We start from the raw sequence: 24,039 nt of genomic DNA on the forward strand, positions 1-24,039 counted from the left end.
GGGGAAGATCCATGAACGAATATCGGACGATGCGGGGGCGGGGCGGCGTGACCGGTTTGGCCGCGGGATTGATCGTTGCGTTGGGGTCGATGGCAATTGCCGCCTGCACGGCGGCACAGACGCAGACACCGTTGACGGCGCAGGCTGAACCATCAGCGCTACAGGCACAGGAGCAACCGAAGGCACAGCCGCAGACGGGGGTTCCGCTAGAGACGGTCACCGTCGCCCGTCATGTCACGTTGATCGGTGACGCCACGCTATCGCTGCTTGCGTTGCAACGAAGCGGTCAGATGGCCGCGCCGGCACAGCCGATGCTCGGTGCGGAAGCCAGCGCCGCGTACGCGCGTTATCTGAGATCCTTTAATCACCCGATTCCAGAGCATCTGGATTCGTCGGTGGGTACGGTCGGCGGCGCTGCAGGCGGCGGAGGCCAGAACTGATATGAACCGGCTGCCGACATCGCCGGGCAGGGTGGCACCGCGTGGCCGCAAGGGCCAGCGCGGTGTGGCGAGCGTGTTGGCGGTGTTCTGGCTTCTGGTAGCGGTCGCGGCGCTTGCCGTTATCGATGTGGGTAACGTGTTTTATCAGCGTCGCGTATTGCAGAGTGTGGCGGACCTCGCGGCGAACGCGGGCGCACAGGTCGTCGACGATACCTGCTCGCGCGCCCCCGCCACGGCGATCGGCAGCGCGGGCGCAAATGGCTTCAGCACGTCGGCGGCTGGCAACACCATCACGACGTCATGCGGGCGCTTTGATCCGACGCTTTACGCCGCGCCTAGTTACTTCGCGGCGTCGGCTACGCCGAGTAACGCGGTGCAGGTGACGGTATCGCGGCAAGTTCCTTATTTCTTCCTGGGGGCAGGGCGCGTGGTCAGCGCAACGGGAGTTGCGCAAGCGGTCAACGTGGGCGCGTTCACCATCGGCACGACGACGGCAAGCATCGACCCGACGGTCATTACCGGTCTGCTGAACGCCATGCTCGGGACCAATATCAGCTCGTTGCAGATCTCGGCAGCGGGTTATGCAGGCTTGGCGCAAGCGCGGATCCAGGTGGGCGATCTCGTCGCGGCAGCGGGAGTGGGCACCGTGGACCAATTGCTCGCGCTGAACCTCACGGCCGCGCAGCTCGTCAAACTCATGCTCGTTGCGTTGCAGACCACGCAAGTGGCGAACGCGAATCTGTCGGTGGCGCTCGGTGCGCTGCAGGCCGTCGTGAACGCGAATATCCCCGGTTCGCAGACCATTGCAATCGGTGCGGTGAACGGCGCAACGGGTCTGCTGCAAGTCGGACTCGCCGATACTCAGTCTGCATTGAAAGCGACCATCAGCCCGTTCGATGCGCTGTTTGTAGTTGCCGAAATCGCGCGGGCGGGCATGTCCGCGGTGAATGTCTCGACGGGCTTGAACCTTCTTGGCCTGGCGACCGCTACATTGCAATTGCAAGTGATCCAGCCGCCCGTGCTGGCTGTGGGCGAAGCGGGGAAGACCCCGGCGGGCGCATGGCGGACGCTCGCAAACACGGCCCAGGTCCGGTTGTTTCTGAAGGTGACGCTCGGCGCGCTGCAGGGGCTGCCGCTCGGACTTGGCGCACCGATCGTGACGCTGCCGGTCAACATCTACGTAGCGCCCGGGACGGCGTGGTTGAGGTCCACGCAATGCCGGGCAACCAAGGCAGCAAGCAACTCGGTGATCGGCGTTCAGACAGGCCTCGCCAACGTGTGCGTAGGTGACGCGCCGACAAACCTCTCCGCGTCCGCGCCGTACAGTTGCTCACCGGCAACGCTTGTCAACGTACTCGGTCTCATCACCATTCAGACGGTTGCATCGTTTCCCGCCGTGGTGGCTGCATCGAATGCGGTGACGATGACATTCGACGGCATTGCGGGCAACGCCGACGACTACCAAACGACGAATTCAAACCAGGTCGGCGGCGTCTTGTATAACGCGACGATGGGTTTGGCTACGCAGTTGTCTGCTCCGAACGGACTGACGGTGTCGGTGCTCGGGATACCACTTCCGCTCGGGTCGGCCATTGGGCAGACCCTTGCAAACTTCGTCGTGCCTCTGTTGACGCCGATATTTAATGCATTGGACACGGTCCTTGGGCCGGTGCTGCAACTCCTCGGCGCACAGGTTGGTGTAAGCACGATTCACGATATATCGCTGACCTGCGGTCAGTCGCAGCTTCAGTATTGAATCGATGACTGAACCCGCGACTCGCAGGCGCCGTTAACACGGTAACGAAGGCAAGCATTGAAACCACGCAACGGCTACCAAACCAAAAGACGCAAGCCATGAGACTCGAGCAATGAGACCAACGACGAAAATCGACGACCTCGATATTTACGTGTGGGAAGGCAAGGCGGATATCGTCGAGCAGGTGGTGCGCTGCATGTCGAGTTTTGAAGTCGACGTGATCCGTGCCGACGGCATGTCGATTGCCGCCGGGCAGGACTCCCAGCGCCAGGCGATCGCCATTGTGAGCGTGAGCGTGATCGACACGGGCGCGTTCGCATTGCGTGATTGGGAAGCGCATCGCGGCATGCCGGTCATCTGGGTGGGCGCCGCGCCGCGTGAGCGCGACACGACTGTTTTCCCCACCGACTACTCGCATATCCTGCCACTCGATTTCACCGGTGCGGAGTTGCGCCGGATGGTGGCCAAGCTCGCGCAGCAACTACGTGCACATGGCGAACAGGTCCAGGAATCCAGCGCGCTGATTGCGAATGCGGAGTGCATGCAGGCGTTGCTGCGTGAAGTGACGACCTTCGCCGATTGCGACACCAGCGTGCTCGTGCACGGCGAAACCGGCGTGGGTAAGGAGCGCATTGCGCAGATGCTGCACGAGCATCACAAGCGGTATTCCGAAGGTCCGTTCGTGCCGGTCAATTGCGGCGCGATTCCCGATGGCCTGTTCGAATCGCTGTTCTTCGGTCACGCGAAAGGCTCGTTCACCGGTGCGGTGATTGCGCACAAGGGTTACTTCGAACAGGCCGATGGCGGCACGCTGTTCCTCGACGAAATCGGCGATATGCCGCTTTATCAGCAGGTCAAATTGTTGCGCGTGCTGGAAGACAGCGCGGTCACGCGGATCGGTTCGGCTACGCCGGTCAAGGTGGATTTCAGGCTGGTCGCCGCGACCAACAAGAGCCTGCCGCAACTCGTGAAGAACGGCGACTTTCGCGCGGATCTCTACTATCGGCTGGCCGTGATCGAGTTGAAGATTCCGTCGCTGGAGGAACGGGGCGCGCTCGACAAGATTGCGTTGTTCAAGTCCTTTATCGCGCAAGTGGTCGGACAGGAGAAGCTTGCGAGCTTGCCCGAATTGCCGTACTGGCTAGCCGATGCCGTTGCGGATAGTTATTTCCCCGGCAACGTGCGCGAGTTGCGTAATCTGGCGGAGCGCATAGGCGTGACGGTGCGGCAAGTGGGATCGTGGGATACCGCGCGGCTGCAGCGCTTGCTTGCGCTTGCCCGCACGTCGCAGCCGGTGCCGCCGGAACTGAGCGCGGAAGTGCTTGTCGATCGCAGCAAGTGGGACATGAACGAACGCAACCGCGTGCTGGCGGCGCTCGAGGCAAACGGCTGGCGGCGTCAGGATACGGCGAGCCATTTGGGTATCAGCCGCAAGGTGCTGTGGGAAAAAATGCGCAAGTTCCAGATCTTCGATGAAGAACCTGAAACGCGCGTAGCGGATTAGAAAGTGGCGGATGGACCGCGGCAAGGCCGACGTTTTTTTGCCGCGTGAGTTCGCTCGCTTACGCCAGCGCCGCCGTCAGCGCAGCGAACGTGCGTTCATCGGTGCGTTCGAAATGCAGCGGCGTCACCGACACGCGGCCCGATGCCACCACTGCTGTTTCACTGTCGGGCGCGTTCTCTCGCGGGCCACGCTGGAAACGCAGCCAGTGATATTGCAGGCCACGCGGGTCGGTTTGCGGCAGGACATCGATACCTTCCACCAGCCCCACGCCTTGACGCGTCGGTGTCAGCGGGCCGGCTAAAGCGGCGTCTATATCCGGGAAATTCACGTTGAGGCAGGTCGGCGCGTCGTGCGCGATGGCCACGAGCGAGCGGATCACATCGGGCGCGAGTTCGCGCGCGGTGTCCCAGCGCACGTTGTCGCGGTCACTGAAGGTCTGGCTCAATGCAATGGATGGCAAGCCGAGCAACAAGCCCGTCATGGCTGCACCGACGGTGCCGGAGAACATGGTTTCCACGCCGAGGTTGCCACCGCGGTTGATCCCTGAGAGCACGAGCGTGGGTGGTGCGTCCTTCATCAGATGGCGCACGGCCATCACGACGCAATCGCCGGGTGTGCCGAGCACGCCGAAGCGGTACTTGCTGTGCTGGCTTACGCGCAATGGCGAATGCAAACTGATGGAATGCGAGGTGCCGCTCTGGTCGTGCTCGGGGGCGACGACCCACACTTCGTCCGCGAGTTCCGCGGCCACGGCTTCGAGTACGGCGAGGCCGGGTGCGTCGATGCCGTCGTCGTTGGTTAGCAGAACGCGGGCAAGTCTGGGCCGGGAAGCGGGCATTGCAGAGGGCATTGCAAATCTCCTTTCGATTTGGGGGAAACATCAGCCAATCGATTATTCCAGAGATTGTCGTGCGGGGTAACGCGGTGAATCGGCAATGTCGCGAAGCGCGTTCGCGATCTGCGTGGCGATATCTACTTCGGGGGTTTACTTGATGCCCAACCCGCGCAGCACCGCATTACCGTCTTCGGTCAAGCGGAACTTGGCCTCGCCTGGCGTGGGCGACACCATCTCGACGTAGCCGTATTCGCTCAGCGAGGCAACGTCGGGGGTAGCGGCCATCACATCGATCGGCGCGTGCAGCAGCAACAGCAGCGTCGCGATTTCGTGGTGGCTCAGTAGTCGTTTGATGGCCCGCACAGGAGCCGATGCGTTGCGGAGGTTCATGACGAACTCCTTTCGTTAAAACTTAGTCTTGATGTCGTGCAGCGGTTCGACCGCACCACGCGACAGCGCATGAAGTGTCGATGAAGTTGGGGCAGGGTACCGATCAAGTCTTAGGCGAAACTTAAAACGCGCCCAAAGCCACGCGTGAACCGGCCCTGAAAATAATCCGGCATTCGCCTAAAAACCGTAAGCCGAATTCTTCGGGTTGAACGCTGCGTCGTCGAATGTTTTCGGCACGATGTTCTGGAACACGATGCTTTCAAAAATCTTGCCGGCGTTGTCGAAGGATTCCGCCGTCCGGAAATACGGCCGTCTCAAATCCAGGCCCAGTATTTCTTTCTTGGCGTAGAAATCGGGCTGTCCAGAAGGGGTTTCGTAAGTGAAAGTGACCACGCGCGCACCATCGATGGTTTTCACCTCGATGGCGTTGGCGCGCGTGACCCCGGCTTCGGCGAATTTCTTGCCTTCGGCCAGGAACTGCTGCGTGATGAATTCGGTGCCGAGATCGCGTACCGAATGCCGCGATTGCGAGCGCGCAAGCGAGCCGTCGAGTGATGTCCACATCGCCATGACATTCAGAAATCCGCCCAGATGTCCGTACATTTCGTCGGGACGCGCAGTTTCGTCGTAGAGAATTTCCTGGCCCGCGTGCGCGCCGTCGGGCAACCATTTTGCGTAGACCCGCAGCGGGTCGCGCGTCACGCGCACCAGCATGTGGTCGGCCCGATCCGGCCATCTGTCGTGGATGCGCTCACGCTTGAGCATGGTGAACTCGTACGACGGATAACCGTTGGGGCCTTCCTTCAGATAGCGCGGCAGCGCAAGCGGATCGAGCGATTTGAACAGCGACACGAGCGCCGCGTCGCTCATGTCGGCGAGCATGCCGCTCAGCGCGGCGTGGCTTAGCCAGCGAACCTGGGCGTCGAGCGGGAGCGTGCCGACTTGTGCCGCGGGCGTCTTCGGCGGCGCGCTTGTTGCTCTGGCGGAGGGCGCCGGACCTGCCGCGGATGTGGCGGCGAACGTAGGCAACGCCGCCACACCCGTGCTGGTTGCTTCCTGTGCACGCAAGGTGGCGGGCACGGCGATGGCTACCAGCGCAACAACGCTCACCAGGTTCCAGACGCACGCAACTACGCGGATCCGCTTGTGGTTTTGGCGGCGCTGTCGTGCTCGATGCATGAAGTTCTCCGTGGTCCGTTCGTTCTGCTTTGGCTACTTTCGCGTCGCGCAGTTCACGGCGAAAATCTTTCCTTGTCTTAGAACGGATCACGGAGACCGGAAATTCCGGGGTGGGGCACTTTATCTTCAGACGGCGATCGTCGACAAAACTCAGCGGCGTGCCGGCCGCCTTCAGCGCTCGAGGATTGCCACGACGCCCTGTCCGCCCGCCGCGCAGATGGAGATCAGGCCGCGGCGCGTGCGGGTATCGCCGGGCGCCGGGGCGGGCTCTTGCGCGAGCATCTTGGCAAGCGTTCCCACGATCCGGCCGCCGGTCGCGGCGAACGGGTGCCCCGTTGCCAGCGACCCGCCGTTGATGTTCATGCGAACCCGCTCGATCGACCCGAACGGGCCGTCCAGCCCGAGTTGCGTGCGGCAGTATTCCTCGTCTTCCCAGGCCGCGAGCGTGCACAGCACTTGCGCTGCGAACGCTTCGTGGATCTCGTAGAAATCGAAGTCCGGCAGGGCCAGCCCCGCGCGTTCGAGCAAACGCGGCACGGCGTAAGCGGGCGCCATCAGGAGGCCTTCTTTCTTGTCGAAGAAATCGACGGCCGCAGTCGCCGAGAGCGTGAGATACGCGAGCACGGGCAGGTTGCGCGCGGCCGCCCATTCCTCCGATGCCAGCAGCACCGCCGACGCCCCATCGGTCAGCGGCGTGGAATTGCCGGCCGTGAGCGTGCCGGCGTCTCGGTCGAAGACGGGTTTCAGCGCGGCGAGCCGCTCGGACGTGAGCTCCGGGCGCAGGATGTTGTCGCGTGAAAGACCCTTGTACGGCGTCATCAGGTCGTTGAAGAAACCGCGCTCATACGCGGCCGTCAGCTTGCGATGACTATCGAGCGCAAGCTCGTCCTGCGCCTCGCGCGATATCTTCCAGCGCTTGGCCATCAGCTCGCAGTGTTCGCCCATCGAAAGACCAGTGCGGGGTTCGCTGTTACGCGGCAGCGAGGGTTTGACCAGCATGTCCGGCCGCAGCTTGACGAGCGCGCTCAAACGCTGTGCCGTAGACTTGCCGCGGTTCGCTTCGAGCAGGATCTTGCGCATCCGTTCGTTGACGCCAACAGGCGCGTCGGACGTCGTGTCCACGCCGCCTGCAATGCCCGCATCGATCTGTCCGAGCGCGATCTTGTTCGCGACCAGGATCGCGGTTTCAAGGCCTGTCCCGCAGGCCTGGCTGACATCGTAGGCGGGCGTTTCCCGGGCGAGGGTCGTGGACAGCAGCGCCTCGCGCGTGAGATTGAAGTCGCGTGAATGCTTGATGACCGCGCCCGCCGCGACTTCGCCGAGACGCAGGCCATGCAGGTCATATCGATCGATCAGGCCTTGCAGCGTGAACGTCAGCATGTCCTGGTTCGATGCCGTCGAATACGCCGTGTTGGAGCGCGCAAACGGAATCCGGTTACTGCCGAGGATCGCCACGCGACGCACGGCGGGAAGGGCGCTCACAGTCATGATGAGGTCTCGTCGAGGGATACGGCGGGCGCTTTGAGGCCGGGTTTAATCAGCGTGGCCGGGTTCAAACCATCACGTTTGTCCAAGGCCTGAGTCATGTGAATTCCCACTCGATTGTCCAAGGCCTGAGTCATGTGAATTCCCACTCGAATCGGCCGTGCAGATGCTGCCTTTCACCGGCGAGATCACGCACTTCGAAGTCGCGTGCCGTCGCCGATGAAGCCGCGGTCCACAGCGTGGTTTCGGCGGGCAGGAAAATGGGCGACTTGAAGTCGCCGTGCACATGAGCGGCGCCGAGTTGCTTCGACGGTTGCAATGCCGCGAGCGTGCGTCCGAGCGTCCACATGCCGTGCGCGATCGCGCGTGGAAAACCGAACGCTTTCGCCGACAGTGCATACAAGTGGATAGGGTTGAAGTCGCCGGATACTTTTGCATAATCGCGGCCGAGTTGCGCGGGAAGCTGCCAGCGAGCTTCACGAAGCAGCACGGGCGTCGGGGTATCGGGGGCGGCAAGGGAAACACCGCCGCGGCTTGCGACACCGCGCTTCAGATACACGCTGTCAGCGTCCCAGACCGCTTCACCGCCGCGATAGATACGCGTATGCAGCGTGAACGCCTGGCCTTTATCGTGAGCCACGAGCGGACCGCTTTCCACCTCGATTCGCAGCGCCTGCCCCGCGTGCAGCGTGCGCCGCAAGTGCACGCTGTTCGACACATGCACGAGGCCGATGGCGGGCCACGGAAACGCGGGATCGGTGAGCAGCATCAGATGCAGGGGAAACGCCATCACGTGGGGAAACGTGACCGGCACTCCGTGCTCCGGGATAAAACCGCACACGCGCGCATAGCGGCCGATCTGCTCGGGATCGAGCGCGACACTCGGACGCACGAGGCGCAGCGGCGGCAATTCGGCGGCAACGCCCGCGCGCTTGAAAATGCCTTGCAGCGCGCGGCCGTAGAGTTTTACCGGCGGCGGCAAGGTCTCCAGGATCACCGTGCGCATGCGTGGCGAGCCTGAGGGAAGCAGCATGCTCATGTGGTCATGCTCCAATCAGGCTTTGTCCGCAGACGCGCACCACGTTGCCGGTGATACCGGCGGACGCGGGGCTGGCGAGCCACGCGATAGTCTCGGCCACGTCCACGGGCTGCCCGCCCTGGCTCATCGAATTCATGCGCCGTCCGGCTTCGCGAAGCCCCAGCGGAATCCGCGCGGTCATCTGTGTTTCGATGAACCCCGGTGCGACCGCGTTGATCGTGATGCCGCGAGCGCGCAGTGGTTTCGCCATGCTCTGCACGCGGCCGATCACGCCGGCCTTCGACGTCGCGTAGTTGGTCTGGCCGAGGTTGCCCGCAATGCCGCTGATCGACGATACCCCCACGATCCGGCCGCCCTCATGCAGCACGTCCTGATCGAGCAGCAAGTCGTCGATACGTTCCTGCGCCGAGAGGTTCACGTCGATCACACTGTCCCACGCGGCTTCGGTCATCTTCGCGATGGTCTTGTCGCGCGTGATGCCGGCGTTGTGCACGACGATATCGATACCGCCCATTGCCAGCAGCGCGGCCGCGATGGTCGCGGGCGCTTCAGGCGCGGCGATATCCGCAAGGAGCGCCGTATGGGCGCCTTGCGACGGCCACGCGTCTTCAAGCGCAAGCATGGTCTGGTCGAGCGCGTCCTGCGCTTGAGGGACATCGAGCCCGATCACATGCGCACCGCGTTCGGCCAGCACTTGCGCAATCGCCGCGCCGATACCCTGCGCCGCGCCTGTCACGAGCGCGCGTTTGCCCGCGAGCGGGTGGTTCCAGTCGGCGGGCGGCGAGGCGGGCGTGGCATCGATACGCACCACTTGCCCCGATACATAAGCCGAGCGCGGCGAGAGCAGGAAGCGCAACGTCCCTTCAATATCGCCGCCTGGTTCCACCTGGACCAGGTTCGAAGAAATGCCGCCGCGGGCTTCCTTGCCGAGCGAACGCGTCAGACCTTCCAGCGCCCGTTGCGCGGTCCAGGCACGCGGCGAAGTGCAGGATTCAGGCGGTAGTCCAAGCACGACGATACGGCCGCTCTTCGCCACCGACCGGATTGCGTCGTGGAAGAAACCGTGGAGCGCATGCAATTGCGTGCTGTCGTTAATACCCGTTGCATCGAAGATCAGAGCTTGCATGCGGTCGTTTGGCGCCGCGCCCGGCGCGCGTGGTTCGAAGCGGCCGCTCATCGCGCCATGTCTCGCTGCGACCGACAACCAGCCGAGCGCGCTTTCATGCGCAACGCCCGTCATGCCGAGGGAAGTCAGCAGCGTGATCAGCGGTTCGAACAGCGTGGGCGACGGTCCGGCGCCGATCGCCGTTATGCCGCCGAATTCCGCGCGGCCCGCCGCATGCCGCCGCAAAACTTCGGGTTGCGGCAAGCCGATGGAACGCGCGACGCTCGCGCCGAAGGGTGAATTAACGAAGTCGAGATAGCGATCTTTCATGCCTGCCTGTCATGCCTGCCTGAGAAGCGGTTTAGCGCTTGTGTGAAGGATCATGCATGGATTTCTTCCGGCTCGTTCGCCAGCGCTTGCTGGCGTTTCTTCAGCGCATCGAGCATACCGAAATCCGGGCCGAAGTCGTCGACCTTGACGACTTCCGCGCCGTAACGCGCGTAGTCAGAGAGTACCTGACGTTCGCTTGCATCGACAAAACCACGAATCTCGCAGGACGCCGCCCACGCGTCGAGTTCGGGCAGGTTTTGCGGCATCGGCGGGATCTGTCCGGCTTTGACGGCGTCCCGCAGCTTGTGCTCGATCTCCGTATAACGTGGATTGAGCGCGAACATCAACTCGCCGTAACCGATCGGATCGATATGGGCGGGCGGCGCGTACGAGTCCGCAATCAGGCGTTCGCGCGCCTCACCGGGCGTCGTCATCAACTCGGCGATAGCGCTCCCCAGCCGGTCCCCCGGCACGCGATGCGGCATGCCGAACGGAAAAGCGAGCGCACGCACGAGGCCCGCGGCGAGCGGTTTCGGATAGTTGAAGAGCACGCCTTCGAAGGCCGTTTGCGCCTGATACAGCGCATCTTCGACACCCCAGCGCACGAGCGGCAGATCGGCGTGCGGGCGGCCATCGTCTTCGAAACGCTTTAGCGTGGCCGAGATCAGGTAAAGCTGCGAGAGGATATCGCCGAGTCGTGCCGAGAGACGTTCGCGCCGCTTCAACTCGCCGCCGAGCACGAACATCGATACGTCCGCGAGCAGCGCAAACGCCGTGGCAAGGCGAGTGGCCGCGCGGTAATAAGGCACGAGACGCGTGTCGGCGCGCGCAGGTTTCGGAATCAGCACGCTGCCGCCCAAGGCAAAAACGAAGCAACGCACCACGTTCGATGCCGTGAATCTTGCGTGACCGAAGAACGCGCTGTCGAAATCGTGCAGCCCTTGGGTCCTGTCCACATTGCGTGTTGCGGTCATCTCTTTCAGCACATACGGGTGACAGCGGATCGCGCCCTGACCAAAGATGATCAGGCTGCGCGTGAGGATATTCGCACCTTCCACCGTGATCGAGATCGGCACCTGTTGATAGGCGCGCGCCAGGAAATTCGATGGCCCCATGCAGATGCCCTTGCCCGCGACCACGTCCATGCCGTCGTTGATCACCTTGCGCGCGCGTTCGGTGATGTGATATTTCGCGATCGCAGAAATCACCGACGGTTTCTCGCCAAGATCGACGCCTTGCGCGGACAAGCGCCGCGCCGCGTCCATCACATACAAGTTGCCGCCCATGCGGCCGAGCGCTTCCTGCACACCTTCGAACTTGCCGATCGCGGTGCGGAACTGCCGGCGCACCGCCGAATATGCGCCGGTGCCACGCACGGCCAGCTTCGCCATGCCCACGTTCGACGATGGCAGCGAGATCGCGCGTCCGGCAGCAAGACATTCCATCAGCATGCGCCAGCCATTGCCAACTTGTGCGCGTCCGCCAATCACCCAGTCGAGTGGAATAAACACATCGTGGCCCGAGTTCGGGCCGTTCTGGAAGACCGCATTCAAGGGCCAGTGACGGCGGCCGATATTCACGCCCGGATGCGTGGTCGGGATGAGCGCGCAGGTGATGCCGGCTTCATCGGCGGGGCCGAGCAGATGGTCGGGGTCGAGCGCGCGGAACGCGAGGCCGAGCACGGTCGCAATCGGTCCGAGCGTGATGTAGCGCTTCTCCCATGTGACGCGAAAGCCAAGCATTTCGCGCCCTTCATGCACACCCTTGCAGACGATGCCCACGTCGGGAATCGCAGCCGCGTCCGATCCGGCGTAGGGGCTGGTGAGCGCGAAGCAGGGTATTTCGTCGCCACGCGCGAGACGCGGCAGATAGTGATTTTTCTGCGCTTCGGTGCCGTAGTGCATCAGCAATTCGGCGGGGCCGAGCGAGTTGGGCACCATCACGGAAACCGCTGCGGCAGAGCAGCGGGTCGCGAGTTTCATGATGACTTGCGAATGCGCGTAGGCGGAGAATTGTTTGCCGCCGTACTGCTTCGGAATGATTATGCCGAGGAAACCCTTCGACTTGATGAAGTCCCACGTTTGCGGCGACAAGTCCTGCCAGACCGCTGTGGTTTCCCAGTCGTTGGCGAGATCGCAGAGCTGGGTGCATTCGGTGTCGATGAAAGCACGCTCCTCAGCTGTCAACGCGGGTGCACCGAGCTCGAGCAGCGTGTCCCACTTCGGGCGTCCGGAGAATAGCGCCGCATCCCACCAGACCGTGCCGGCTTCGATTGCATCGCGCTCGGTCGGCGACATCTCGGGCAGGATTTTGCGGAAGACATCGAAGATGCGTTTGGTGAGCAGCGCGCGGCGCAACGGCTTGATGGCAAGAACGAGCGCGGGCAGCACGAAGACGATCGCAAGGAGGGCAGCGGGGACCGGGCCAGTCACGCCTGCGTACCAGCCGGCAGCCACCCAGATGACTGCCCACGCGAGCCACGCGAGAGCGGGCGCTTGTACGTAAAGCAAACCGCCGCTCACGACGAACAATGCAATCACGAAGCTGGCTGTCATGACGACCTCTCCTGACGTTGTTCGATATTTTGCGGCGAGAACGGGTTGGAGGCGGTGCGCATCGGCAGCTTAATTTGTCAGCACATTACATACCCGGCGTGGTCGTTTTCAACTTAGGCGGTCGCGTGTTGCGATGCGGCATCGCGTGTCAGAGGCTCTTCGTTTGAAGCGTTCACCGTTACGGTCGCCGCGCCGTTCGACGCCGCCGGTTCGTGTTCGGCGAACATGGACGCGAACGGACACGAGCCGTTCGCGGGAGGCAGGGGCGCTTTGAGCGCAGCCACCATGACAAGCGCGAGCCGGCCGATTAATTGTGGGTCTTCAAGACGCTGGCCCTGCGTGAAATCGTCGATCAGGTGGTTGGTATCGGCACCGGCGAGGATGCCTGAGAGCGAGCCCATGCAGAAGTGCAGCCGCCAGCCGAGTTCTTCGCGGGGCAGATGCGGGAGGACGCTTTGAAACGCGCGAAAGAAGCGCTCGGCCACGTCGGCATAAATGCCGCGCAGGAAGTTGCGGATGAAAGGTGACGGATCGGCATAAGCGCGGCCGAGGAGGCGCAGCAACGCGGGGCCGCTTTTTTCGGGGCAGCGGGATTGCTGGAGCGCAGGGATGAACATGGCGCCGAGGATGTGCTCGCACGTGAGTTGCGGACCAAGCGACAACTGGAAGCGTTCAAGAAGCGCCAGGCGGTCCTGATTGAGGCCGTCGAGACGACGAGTGAGCATGGCGTGGATCAGCGCGTCCTTGCCGCCGAAGTGATAGTTCGCGGCGGCCAGGTTGGCGCCGGCGCGGGCGGTGATGAGCCGCATCGACATGGCTTCGTAGCCGGCGTCGATGAACAGCGCTTCGGCGGCGTCCAGGAGACGCGTCTTGGTATCGCCGGATGTGGCGGTGGAACGGGTAGGCACTGGCGTCTCCGGGACCGTCGTGGCGGTCCGAATTGTCGATTGCAGTCTTTGATTAAAACGGGCGTTCTAATCACGATAAAAACCTTTGGCGAGATCGACAAGCCATTTTGTGGAGCGTGCTCTCTAAAAAGAGAACGATCGTACTGGGGAAGTGAAAAATAATACCCGGTTGGCAGACATTCAATTAAAAAGGGGCGCCAGCACGCCCCCATTGGATAAAAACGATTAAACCGGACCTTGAGCCCCGACATGCTGGGCTGACTCGGTCATATCAATGCCACGCCGCTCGCGGCTAAAGAAAATAAGCGCCGCGATAACCACAGCGACCGTGCCGCCGACCAACGCCATGGCGAGCCCGTAGTTATCGCCATTCTTGACAGCGATAGACGCCTGCATGGTGGCATTGACCGAAGCCAGCAGATTTCCCAATTGATAAATGAGCCCGGGAAACGTGGCGCGAATCTCATCGGGGGAAATCTCATTCAGGTGAACCGGAATAACGCCCCAAGCCCCTTGAACAGATATTTGCATCAGGAAGGCTCCAGCGGCCAACGCTACCGGGCCACTAGAAAAAGCCCAGAGCGGCAAAACCGGCAACGCAATCAACGCCGCAATAAAAATGGCCCACCGGCGCCCGATTCTCTCCGACATCGTCCCAAAGAACAGCCCGCCGCAGATCGCCCCGATATTCAGGACAATGGTAATGAGCGAAACCGTATGCGGGTCGAAGTGATGCTGTTCGCGCAGGAAGGTCGGATAAAGATCCTGGGTGCCGTGCGAGAAGAAGTTAAACGCGGTCATCAGGACGATTGAATAGATGGAGAGTTGCCAGTTTTGCTTGAGTGTCTTGAGCAATCCGGGCCGTGGCCGCTTCTCCATGGCTTTCCATGCCGGCGATTCCGGCACGTGGGCACGCACATATAAGACCAGCAGCGCAGGCGCCACGCCGATAAAAAACATCCCGCGCCAGCCCACGTATTGATACGCGACGCCGAACACAATGGAAGCCAGCAGATAACCGCTCGGATAACCCGCTTGCAAAAGACCCGAAACAAAGCCGCGCGCTTTGGTCGGCACGGTTTCCATCGTGAGGGCGGAACCCACACCCCATTCACCGCCCATCGCGATACCGAACAGCGAGCGCAACACGAGCAGCGTAAAGAGATTCGGCGAAAAGCCGGACAGCATTTCAAGCAGAGAATAAATGGCGATATTGATCATCAGCGTCGGGCGCCGGCCGTACTTGTCGGCGAGACGGCCAAAGATCAGCGCTCCGATAGGACGCATCGCGAGCGTCAGGGTGATCGCAAGAGCGACCTCCGGAATCTTCGTATTGAATTCCGCGGCGATATCTTTCAATACGAAAACCATTAGAAAGAAATCGAAGGCATCGAGTGTCCAGCCTAAATAGGCCGCAATCGTCACGTTTCTTTGTTCTCGCGTCCAGCTCATTACCGTAATCCCCCCATTCGCGTAATTGATTAACTATGACGACGTGGCCGTGGCCTTCGCTGTGCCGCGCCGCATAAGGCGCCCGGCTTGTGTCGGCAAGGGGAGTGTACGCCGCTGTTTAATGGGATGCTCGGAACGATCGGCCAAACTGGTATTAACCCCGGTATGTCTCGACTTTTTGCATGCGATACGTCAATCGGATTGCTTTCGTTTTAATCTATTTATTAAAGAAAATGAAAGTTAATTGAATTATTTTTGTATTAAAAAGACATAAAGATGAACGCTCTTTCGGGTGACGCGCACCCCAGTGAACGCGCATTTGATGCGCTGCGGCGCAGATGCCATTCGATACGGGTTTCACGCCAATGGCGTTGCGCTCAACCCTAGCTCCACTCTGTATCGGCATTCTCGTCGGGTTCGTGCAAGGTCAGTCCCGACGACGGCAGCGGCAACGCGGTTTTATATCGCACCTGCTTGAGCGCGAAACTTGAACGGATGTTCGAGATGCCAGGAATCTTCGTCAGCCGTTCAATGATGAAGCGCTGCAGCGCCTGAATGTCCGGCATCATGACTCGCAGCAGGTAATCGGCGTCGCCCGTCATCAGGTAGCACTCCATCACCTCGGGGCGCTCGCCGATCGCCTCTTCGAAACGCCGCAACGCGTCTTCATCCTGTTTCGTCAGACTGACCTGAATGAACACATTGATCCGTAGCCCAAGCGGTTCCGGGTTCAGCAGCGTGACCTGCTGTTTAAAAAGCCCTAGCTTTTCGAGGGCTCGTACTCGGTTAAAACAAGGTGTCTGCGACAGATTCACCGCCCGCGCCAGTTCCGAATTCGTGATGCGCGCATTCTGCTGCAGTTGGTTCAGGATGCCGATGTCGATACGGTCCAGGCGTTTAGGCGATGTCGTCATAGCTCGAATATTCTGGAAAGGTGGGCATACGCAGAATAAATACACTATTGCGGCGGCTATGTAAAAGCAAATCAGAGGCACATTCTGCGACGGGATAGTTAAGCTGTATTGATAAGCAGCGACATCCCCCATTCGAAGCGGAGCCGTGCCATGACCGATTTATCCAGCGGAAGCGAACAGATTCTCTCGATCTCCCGAGGGCGCGAAGACAGCGATCCCGAGGAAACCGCCGAATGGCTGGAGGCGCTCGATGCGGTCACGGAGCACGTCGGGCGCGACCGCGCGCAATACCTTTATGACCGCCTCGCCGAGCATGCGCTGTCGCTCGGTATCGAGTCGTCGAGGGCGCGCGTCACGCCGTACATCAACACAATTCCGGTAGCAGAGCAGCCGCGTTATCCGGGCAATCTGGAGATCGAGGAAAAGCTCGCTGCCGCATTACGCTGGAATGCACTCGCGATGGTCGTGCGCGCAAATAAGGCTTACGGCGAACTCGGCGGCCACATTGCGAGCTATGCGTCCGCCGCCGATCTCTTCGAAGTGGGTTTCAATCATTTCTTCCGCGCCGCGGCGCCGGACGCCGGGGAAGGGACGGGCGGGGATCTTGTGTACTTCCAGCCGCATTCATCGCCGGGTGTGTATGCGCGCGCGTTCCTTGAAGGATTCCTTAGCGAAGAACATTTGCAGCACTACCGCCAGGAGATTGCCGGTCCGGGACTGTGTTCGTATCCGCATCCGTGGCTCATGCCGGATTTCTGGCAGTTCCCGACCGGCTCGATGGGCATTGGTCCGATCAACTCGATCTACCAGGCGCGCTTCATGCGCTACCTGCAAAATCGTGGCCTCGCGAAGACGCAGGCGCGCAAGGTGTGGGGCTTCTTCGGCGATGGCGAGATGGACGAGCCGGAATCGATCGGCGCGTTGTCGCTTGCCGCGCGCGAGCAACTCGACAATCTCGTGTTCGTCATCAACTGCAACCTGCAGCGGCTCGATGGTCCCGTGCGCAGCAACGGCCGCATCATCGACGAGCTCGAAGCCCAGTTCATCGGTGCGGGCTGGAACGTGATCAAGGTCTTGTGGGGTTCGGACTGGGACGCGCTGTTCGCACGTGACCAGACCAACGCGTTGCTGCGTGCGTTCGCGCATACCGTCGACGGCCAGTTCCAGACCTTCTCGGCTAACGATGGCGCTTATAACCGCGAGCGTTTCTTCGGCCAGAATCCCGAGCTCGCCGCCTTGGCTTCACATCTGAGCGACGAAGACATCGACGGCTTGCGTCGCGGTGGCCACGATGTGCGCAAGCTCCACGCGGCCTATGCGAAGGCGCTGAGTCATCGAGGCCAGCCGACGGTGATTCTTGCCAAGACGATGAAGGGCTTCGGCATGGGGACATCGGGTCAGGGCAGGATGACGACGCACCAGCAAAAGAAGCTTGGCTTCGACGACCTGAAGGCGTTTCGCGATCGCTTCCGTTTGCCGCTGTCGGACGCCGATGTCGAGATCGTGAAGTTCTATAAGCCGGCGGAAGACAGCCCGGAAATGCAGTATCTGCACGCACGACGCGCGGGCCTTGGAGGCTATCTGCCCAGAAGGCGGAGAGCGGCGTCGAAGGGGCTGATCGTCCCTCCGATGGCAAGCTGGGGCCAGTTCGCGCTCGACGCGGCGGCGAAGGAAATGTCGACCACCATGGCGATCGTGCGCATGTTCAGCAGCCTCATGAGAGATGCACAGTTGGGTCCTCGCATCGTGCCGGTGGTGGCCGACGAGGCACGCACTTTCGGTATGGCGAACATGTTCCGGCAGGTCGGTATCTATTCGCCGCTCGGGCAATTGTATGAGCCGGAAGATCTGGGTTCCATGCTCTATTACCGCGAGGACACCAAGGGGCAGATTCTCGAAGAGGGCATTTCGGAAGCGGGCGCGATGTCGTCATGGATCGCCGCGGCCACGTCATACAGCGTGCACGATCTGCCCATGCTGCCGTTCTACATCTATTACTCGATGTTCGGCTTCCAGCGTATCGGAGACATCATCTGGGCCGCGGCGGACCAGCGTGCACGCGGCTTTTTGATCGGTGCGACCGCGGGCAAGACGACGCTCGGCGGCGAAGGGCTGCAGCATCAGGACGGCAGCAGCCATCTCGTGGCATCGACGATACCGAACTGCCGCGCCTATGATCCCGCGTTTGCGTATGAGGTTGCGGCTATCATCGACGAGGGCATGCGCGAGATGGTCGAGCGCCAGCATGACGTGTTCTATTACATCACGGTGATGAACGAGAACTACGCGCAACCATCGGTGCCTGGCGGTGATCTCGAGACGCTGCGTGAAGGCATTCTCAGAGGCATGTACCCACTTTCGACGAAGCCGGACGAAGCCGCGCAAGTACAACTGCTCGGCGCAGGCGCGATTCTCGGCGAGGTTATCGCGGCGCAGCGGATGCTGCGCGAGGACTGGGGCATTGAAGCGGCCGTGTGGAGCGTGACAAGCTTCAGCGAGTTGCAGCGCGACGGCATGGGCGCCGAGCGGCTTGCACGGCTCGGCGAGACAGCGCCCGAGCCGTATGTGAGCGCGATGCTTGGGGCGTCGCGTGGTCCCGTGATCGCAGCGACCGATTATGTGCGTGCTGTGCCTGAACTGATCCGCGCTTATGTGCCGCGTCGTTACGTGACGCTTGGCACCGACGGCTTCGGCCGCAGCGACACGCGTCAGGCGCTGCGTGAGTTCTTCGAAGTGGATCGCGAATCCATCGTGATTGCGGCGCTCAAGGCGCTGGCTGACGAAGGTGAGGTCGATATGTCGATCGTGCGAAAGGCGTCGCAGCAGTATGGCAAGGCGGGGCCGGCGTCGGGTGCGCCGTGGCAGCGGTAGGCGGGCGCGTTGGTTAAACGTCGGCTTCGGTGTCGACGGGCACTTTTTTTACCCGGGTTTCGCCGGGCTCCAGACTACGGCCGTCGCGAGTGCGGAATTCCAGTGGCCCCACTGCTTTGCCGCTGGCGCGTTTGACCAGCACCGAGTGACGTTCGCCTCGCTTGAAGAGGTGACGCTCCCCCCACTGTCTCAATCCGATCACCACCGGAAACAGGCCTTCTCCCTTAGGCGTCAGGATGTACTCCTGATACGACGTGCCGTCGGAGGCCGGCGCGATAGCCAGGACGCCTTCCTCCACCAGTGTCTTGAGGCGATCCGCAAGGATATTGCGGGCCACGCCCAGGCTGCGCTGGAACTCACCAAAGCGGCGTACGCCATCGAACGCGTCCCGGATGATGAGAAGGGCCCAGCGGTCACCGACGATATCCAGAGACCGCGCCACCGGACACGAGTCTCCTTTCATGCTTTTGCGCTTGGCCATGTTTTCTCCTGATGTGCCGAGACGCGGCAACGCCTCTCGCTTCTCCGATATTCACGCAGTTGCATTTTAAAACTGGTCAATCTACACTTCAAATGGTTTTTATTTAAAACTAGTTTCGTAGAGGGACTGAAGGTGCAGCTTCGTGAAGAAGGCGTTACATCCACTGTGGCTGCTGAAGTCTTGCGGGGGCACGCTGGCGCGTCGCCGGAAAATGGGAAGCTTGCGGCCATGCCTCGGGCGCTCGTGATGCTATTCGCCTGCGCATGTGGTCTCAGTGTCGCCAATGTCTATTACGCGCAGCCCTTGCTTGATGCGCTTGGTGTCGATTTCGGGATCGGGCGCGGCGCTGTCGGCGGCATCATTACCGCGACGCAGGCCGGGTGCGCGTTCGCATTAGTGTTCGTTGTGCCGTTGGGTGACCGGCTTGATCGGCGCCGTCTTACGCTTGGTCAGGCGATTGCCTTGTGTGCGGCGCTGGCTGTTGTCGCGACCGCGTCCTCTGCGGCGTGGCTGCTCGCGGGCATGGCTGCTGTCGGCCTGCTCGGCACCGCAATGACGCAAGGACTGATCGCGTATGCGGCAACGGCAGCGGCGGCTGCCGAGCGCGGGCGTGTGGTCGGAGCGGCTCAGGGCGGCGTTGTGATCGGCCTGCTGATGGCGCGTGTATTGGCAGGCGCAATAGCTGATCTGGGTGGCTGGCGGGCGGTCTATTTAACGTCCGCGGTCTTGATGCTGTTGCTGACAGGCGCGCTTTGGAGAGCACTGCCGCAACAGGGGCCGCCGTCACAGCGTTTGCCTTACCTGCAACTGCTTAGCTCGATGTTCACGCTATTGGCCACGGAGCGGGTACTGCAGATCCGCGGCGTCATCGCCATGTTGATGTTTGCTGCCTTCAGCATCTTCTGGAGCGCCCTGGTACTGCCCCTGAGTGCACCACCGCACGCGTTCTCGCATACGGTGATCGGTGCATTCGGTCTGGTGGGCGTGGCAGGCGCGTTGGCGGCCGCCCGTGCGGGTCATTGGGCGGATCGGGGGCTGGGGCAATGGACCACGGGCGTGGCGCTGATCCTGCTGCTTGCTTCGTGGCTGCCGCTGGCGTTCATTGCGGAGCCGTTGTGGGTGCTGGGGATCGGCATTGTCGCGCTGGACCTTGGTGGCCAAGCTATTCACGTGACCAATCAGAGCATGATCTTCAACACGCATCCCGATGCGCACAGCCGGATGGTGAGTTGCTATATGCTTTTCTACACCATCGGCAGCGGACTCGGCGCCATTGCATCCACGACTATGTACGCGAGCGCGGGGTGGCTGGGAGTCTGCCTGCTGGGCGCTGGCATCAGCCTGCTTGCACTGGTGTTCTGGGGGCTGACATTGCGGTACATGCCAGGCAAAATCCGCGAACCTCGTCTTACTGTTTAATTAATCGGAAAAGTCCATGAACGAGATTACCCTGCTGACCGAAGCCGATGACCGGGCCCGGCGCTACACCGAGTCCATCCCGGGGCGGCGAGTGTTCCCCGACGCAGCCGCGTTGCAGGCACTTGCTGCGTTCAACGAACCGCTGCCGATACGCGGATATGCTGCGGAAGAAGTGCTACGGTTATTAGACGATACAGGTTCGCCTGCCACGGTGGTGTCGAACGGGCCTCGCTACTTCGGCTTTGTGGTGGGCGCGGCGTTGCCGGCCGCTGCCGCAGCGGAACGCCTGATGCTGGCATGGGACCAATGTGCATCGTCGTTCGACAATTCACCCGTCGCGGCCACACTCGAACGGGTGGCGGCTGGCTGGGTGCTCGAAGCGCTGGACCTGCCTCGCGAGAGTGCTGTGGGGTTCGGAACCAGCGCGACGGCGTGCACACTGAGCTGCCTTGCCGCCGCGCGTCGCGTGCTGCTCGCCCGCCAGGGCTGGGATTTCGACAACGATGGACTGGCAGGCTCACCCGAGGTCAAGGTCGTCGTTTCCGAGCTTGCGCATATCACCGTGAAGAAGGCGCTTCGCTTGCTTGGTTTTGGTATGAGCAAGATCATCGTCGCGCCGGTTAACCGGCATGGTCAGGTGGACCCGGAGCGTTTGCCCCCGCTGGACGACATGACCATCCTTTGTCTGCAGGCGGGCGAGGTCAACACGGGAGAATTCGATCGTTTCGATACGCTCATTCCTCGAGCCAAAGCTGCCGGCGCGTGGGTGCACGTGGATGCCGCGTTCGGCATGTGGGCACGCGCTTCCTCGCATGCGGAATTGACGCAGGGAATCGAAGCGGCCGATAGCTGGACCACCGACGCGCACAAATGGCTGAACACGCCCTATGACTGCGCCATGGCAATCTGCCGCGACAGTGAAGCGTTAGCCGCCGCAATGAACAGCGATGCGGTTTATTTGACCGGGGCGAGAGACGCCCAGAAAAACCTGACGCTGGAGTTTTCGCGAAGGGCTCGCGGCATACCGGTTTGGGCCGCGTTGCGGACGTTGGGACGTGAAGGCGTGGCTTCCCTGGTAGATCAGCACTGTGCGCTGGCGCGGCGCATCGCAGAGGGTCTGCAGCAGGCGGGATTCGAGATACTTAACCGTGTCGTGCTGAACCAGGTCCTGGTTCGCGCACGAACCGATGCGCACACCGTTGCCATTCGTGAAGCAGTTCAAGCGTCCGGCGAGGCCTGGTTCGGGCCTACGGTCTGGCAGGGGCGACCGGCGTTTCGGATAAGCGTGTCTTCGTGGCGCACAACCGAACAGGATGCAGACGCGCTCGTGAGATTGTTGATCGAGACTGCAAAGCGTGGATAAGATACCGGCGCTGATCGCCGGGTAGCTTCCGGCGCGCCTCGGCATTCGCGCTATTGGCGGGTTTCGCCGAGGCTAGCGACGCCGGTCGAAAAGCCCGCGAATATTGATCGCGAGGCTGGCCAATACCGCCAGCGCACCCAGTGTTTCAAGCAATGTAGAGAGCATCGAGTTAGATCTCCCGGGTGTTTGAAACCGGTGGAACGCGCCAGGCGCAACGCTTAAATAAAATGCCGCAACAGCAGTTGAAGACCGAGCGCCAGCATGCAGATAAAGAACCATCGGCGGAAGGTCGCCGGGCTGATGCGGCCGCGTATGCGTTGACCGAGCCACATTCCGAGCAGCGCAGGGACGACAGCGAGCAGCGAGCGCTCCATGTCGTCGATTGCGAATGCGCTTTCTCGCGCGAGCCCGATGGCCAGCGCCACCGTGGATACGGTAAATGATAGTCCGAGCGCCTGGACCAGATCTTCTTTTTTCAGATTAAGCGCCTGAAGATAAGGGACCGCCGGCACGACAAAAACGCCTGTTCCTCCCGTCACCAAGCCGGTCGCGAGGCCGATGACCGGGGACAGGCGCCGCTCATGCCGGGGCGGCACGGAAAAGCGCCAGGACAGCAACCCGGAGGCCGCATAGAGCGTCAGCGCGGCCCCGAGCCCCGCAACCGCCCAGACCCCGCCGCTACCCGCAATGAACGACGCTGCGGCCACCGTGCCAATCACGATGCCCGCCATCATCGGCCAGAAGCGCCTGACGAGCGCGAGCACGCCCGGGCCTGCCAGAAGCTGCCAGACGTTGGTGACGAACGACGGCAGGATCAGCAGCGACGCAGCCTCGGCTGGCAGCATGAGTGTTCCGAGCACACCCATTGCTACGGTCGGCAAGCCCATGCCCGTGACGCCTTTTACGATGCCGGCGATCAGGAAGGTCAGGGCTATGACCGCGACACGCGCGGCGGCAGGAGAGGTCATCGATACTTTCCGGGAAAATGATCTGCCTCATTCTCCCCAGATTCGCGATGGCCACAATGCGGAAGATACGTACTGTGCCTTAGGGTATAACTAAGGCTGATTAATCAATAATTCCTCGCCCATGCGCTTCGATCTGATTGACCTGCGCCTTTTCCTGTTCATCCTCGAAACGGGTAGCATCACGCACGGTGCGGCTCAGGCAAATATGTCGTTGCCGTCCGCCAGCGCGCGACTGCGAGGCATGGAGGAAGCGCTGGGGTTACCGCTGCTGGAGCGAGGCCGTCGAGGGGTTGAATCCACGCCTGCAGGGGACACGCTGGCGCACCATGCCCGGCTGGTGCTTGGTCAGATCGAGCGGATGCGCGGCGAACTGGGAGAGCATTCCGATGCCCGTAAAACGCGTATTCGCCTGTGGGCGAATACCGCGGCCGTGACGGAATTCCTGCCTCGCCCCCTTGCCGAATTCCTTCGACACAACCCTAACGTGCATATCGACATGAAGGAGCGGCAGAGCACCGAAACCGTCAGGGCAATCCTTAACGGTTCAGCGGAAATAGGCATTGTTTCTGATGCTGTCGAACACGGAACGCTGCAGACCTTTCCGTTTGCAACGGACAAGCTGGTCCTGATCGTCGCCCGCGATCACGCGCTTGGCGAACGTCGCCGTGTCGCGCTCAGGGACGTAGTCGACCACGACTTCATCGGGCTGAGCGCCGGCAGCGCGCTTCAGGAATATCTGGGCGAGCAGGCTTTGTTTGCCGGGCAGAATTTCTACTTCCGCGCGCGCGTGCGGACCTTCGAAAACATATGCTGCATGGTCGAGCACGGCGCGGGTTTGGGTATTGTGCCGGCAACAGCAGCGAAGCGGTACAGAGGCTCGCTGGGCGTGCGTACCGTGGAGTTGACTGACCGCTGGGCGACGCGCCAGCTCCTGATCTGCGTACGCAATCTGGAGGCGTTGCAACGGCCGGAACGTGCGCTGGTTGAAGGTCTTGCCGCCGCCTCAGAGGTGCGTAAACCGTTAGAGCGCGTTAGAGCATTCTGA

General features: G+C 61.7%; 19 protein-coding genes. 7 read left to right on the top strand and 12 right to left on the bottom strand.

The window, feature by feature from the left end; translation table 11 throughout:
* The first annotated feature begins 11 nt into the window (after positions 1 to 11).
* From M0D69_RS13235 to M0D69_RS13245, 3 genes are all read left to right on the top strand, one after another.
* Entirely contained in the window at positions 12 to 440 is a 429-nt protein-coding gene (locus M0D69_RS13235) for a DUF3613 domain-containing protein (RefSeq protein WP_301782447.1), read from the top strand.
* Between the two features lies 1 nt (position 441).
* Complete coding sequence (locus tag M0D69_RS13240; RefSeq protein ID WP_301782448.1) at positions 442 to 2,196, top strand: TadG family pilus assembly protein; 1,755 nt, start codon at positions 442 to 444, stop codon at positions 2,194 to 2,196.
* Between the two features lie 112 nt (positions 2,197 to 2,308).
* The gene (locus tag M0D69_RS13245) at positions 2,309 to 3,700 is read left to right on the top strand and encodes a sigma 54-interacting transcriptional regulator (protein ID WP_301782449.1); all 1,392 of its coding nucleotides are present in this window, start codon (positions 2,309 to 2,311) and stop codon (positions 3,698 to 3,700) included.
* A 58-nt stretch (positions 3,701 to 3,758) separates the two neighbouring features.
* Here the strand turns inward: M0D69_RS13245 and surE are convergent, their stop codons facing one another.
* The 10 genes from surE to M0D69_RS13295 form a co-directional block, all read right to left on the bottom strand.
* Positions 3,759 to 4,538 carry a 5'/3'-nucleotidase SurE gene (gene surE / locus M0D69_RS13250; RefSeq protein WP_301782496.1) on the bottom strand — a complete coding sequence of 260 codons (780 nt, stop codon included), beginning with the start codon at positions 4,536 to 4,538 and terminating at the stop codon, positions 3,759 to 3,761.
* 147 nt (positions 4,539 to 4,685) lie between these two features.
* On the bottom strand, positions 4,686 to 4,925 hold the full coding sequence (locus tag M0D69_RS13255; RefSeq protein WP_047898016.1) for a hypothetical protein: 240 nt from the start codon (positions 4,923 to 4,925) through the stop codon (positions 4,686 to 4,688).
* Between the two features lie 177 nt (positions 4,926 to 5,102).
* The gene (locus M0D69_RS13260) at positions 5,103 to 6,104 is read right to left on the bottom strand and encodes a DUF1571 domain-containing protein (protein WP_301782450.1); all 1,002 of its coding nucleotides are present in this window, start codon (positions 6,102 to 6,104) and stop codon (positions 5,103 to 5,105) included.
* A gap of 171 nt (positions 6,105 to 6,275) precedes the next feature.
* Positions 6,276 to 7,592 (bottom strand): acetyl-CoA C-acetyltransferase, encoded by a 1,317-nt coding sequence (locus M0D69_RS13265; protein ID WP_301782451.1) that lies wholly within the window; start codon positions 7,590 to 7,592, stop codon positions 6,276 to 6,278.
* A gap of 130 nt (positions 7,593 to 7,722) precedes the next feature.
* Positions 7,723 to 8,628 carry a MaoC family dehydratase gene (locus M0D69_RS13270; protein WP_301782452.1) on the bottom strand — a complete coding sequence of 302 codons (906 nt, stop codon included), beginning with the start codon at positions 8,626 to 8,628 and terminating at the stop codon, positions 7,723 to 7,725.
* 4 nt (positions 8,629 to 8,632) lie between these two features.
* Positions 8,633 to 10,063, bottom strand: coding sequence for a 3-oxoacyl-ACP reductase (locus M0D69_RS13275; RefSeq protein ID WP_301782453.1), 1,431 nt, complete (start codon positions 10,061 to 10,063; stop codon positions 8,633 to 8,635).
* Positions 10,064 to 10,113: 50 nt separating this feature from the next.
* Positions 10,114 to 12,618, bottom strand: coding sequence for an acyl-CoA dehydrogenase (locus tag M0D69_RS13280; RefSeq protein WP_301782454.1), 2,505 nt, complete (start codon positions 12,616 to 12,618; stop codon positions 10,114 to 10,116).
* A 113-nt stretch (positions 12,619 to 12,731) separates the two neighbouring features.
* A complete protein-coding gene (locus tag M0D69_RS13285; RefSeq protein WP_301782455.1) occupies positions 12,732 to 13,526 on the bottom strand; it encodes a TetR/AcrR family transcriptional regulator in 795 nt (264 codons plus the stop codon).
* 225 nt (positions 13,527 to 13,751) lie between these two features.
* On the bottom strand, positions 13,752 to 14,978 hold the full coding sequence (locus M0D69_RS13290; RefSeq protein ID WP_301782456.1) for an MFS transporter: 1,227 nt from the start codon (positions 14,976 to 14,978) through the stop codon (positions 13,752 to 13,754).
* Between the two features lie 383 nt (positions 14,979 to 15,361).
* Positions 15,362 to 15,892: an Lrp/AsnC family transcriptional regulator gene (locus M0D69_RS13295; RefSeq protein WP_277036550.1), complete on the bottom strand. Its 531-nt coding sequence runs from the start codon at positions 15,890 to 15,892 to the stop codon at positions 15,362 to 15,364.
* 150 nt (positions 15,893 to 16,042) lie between these two features.
* Here M0D69_RS13295 and mdeB point away from each other — a divergent pair, with 150 nt between their 5' ends.
* Positions 16,043 to 18,763, top strand: coding sequence for an alpha-ketoglutarate dehydrogenase (gene mdeB / locus M0D69_RS13300; RefSeq protein ID WP_301782457.1), 2,721 nt, complete (start codon positions 16,043 to 16,045; stop codon positions 18,761 to 18,763).
* A gap of 13 nt (positions 18,764 to 18,776) precedes the next feature.
* Here mdeB and M0D69_RS13305 read toward each other — a convergent pair whose 3' ends face one another.
* Positions 18,777 to 19,244, bottom strand: coding sequence for a helix-turn-helix domain-containing protein (locus tag M0D69_RS13305; RefSeq protein WP_301782458.1), 468 nt, complete (start codon positions 19,242 to 19,244; stop codon positions 18,777 to 18,779).
* 228 nt (positions 19,245 to 19,472) lie between these two features.
* On the opposite strand from M0D69_RS13305, the gene M0D69_RS13310 reads away from it, so the two are divergent.
* Together M0D69_RS13310 and M0D69_RS13315 are read left to right on the top strand one after the other, a co-directional pair.
* Entirely contained in the window at positions 19,473 to 20,663 is a 1,191-nt protein-coding gene (locus tag M0D69_RS13310) for an MFS transporter (protein ID WP_301782497.1), read from the top strand.
* 16 nt (positions 20,664 to 20,679) lie between these two features.
* A complete protein-coding gene (locus M0D69_RS13315; protein WP_301782459.1) occupies positions 20,680 to 22,026 on the top strand; it encodes a pyridoxal-dependent decarboxylase in 1,347 nt (448 codons plus the stop codon).
* A 218-nt stretch (positions 22,027 to 22,244) separates the two neighbouring features.
* Here the strand turns inward: M0D69_RS13315 and M0D69_RS13320 are convergent, their stop codons facing one another.
* Entirely contained in the window at positions 22,245 to 22,994 is a 750-nt protein-coding gene (locus M0D69_RS13320) for a sulfite exporter TauE/SafE family protein (protein ID WP_301782460.1), read from the bottom strand.
* Positions 22,995 to 23,115: 121 nt separating this feature from the next.
* On the opposite strand from M0D69_RS13320, the gene M0D69_RS13325 reads away from it, so the two are divergent.
* Positions 23,116 to 24,039 (top strand): LysR family transcriptional regulator, encoded by a 924-nt coding sequence (locus M0D69_RS13325; protein WP_301782461.1) that lies wholly within the window; start codon positions 23,116 to 23,118, stop codon positions 24,037 to 24,039.

The organism is Caballeronia sp. SEWSISQ10-4 2 (genome assembly GCF_030464885.1).
Lineage (GTDB): Bacteria > Pseudomonadota > Gammaproteobacteria > Burkholderiales > Burkholderiaceae > Caballeronia.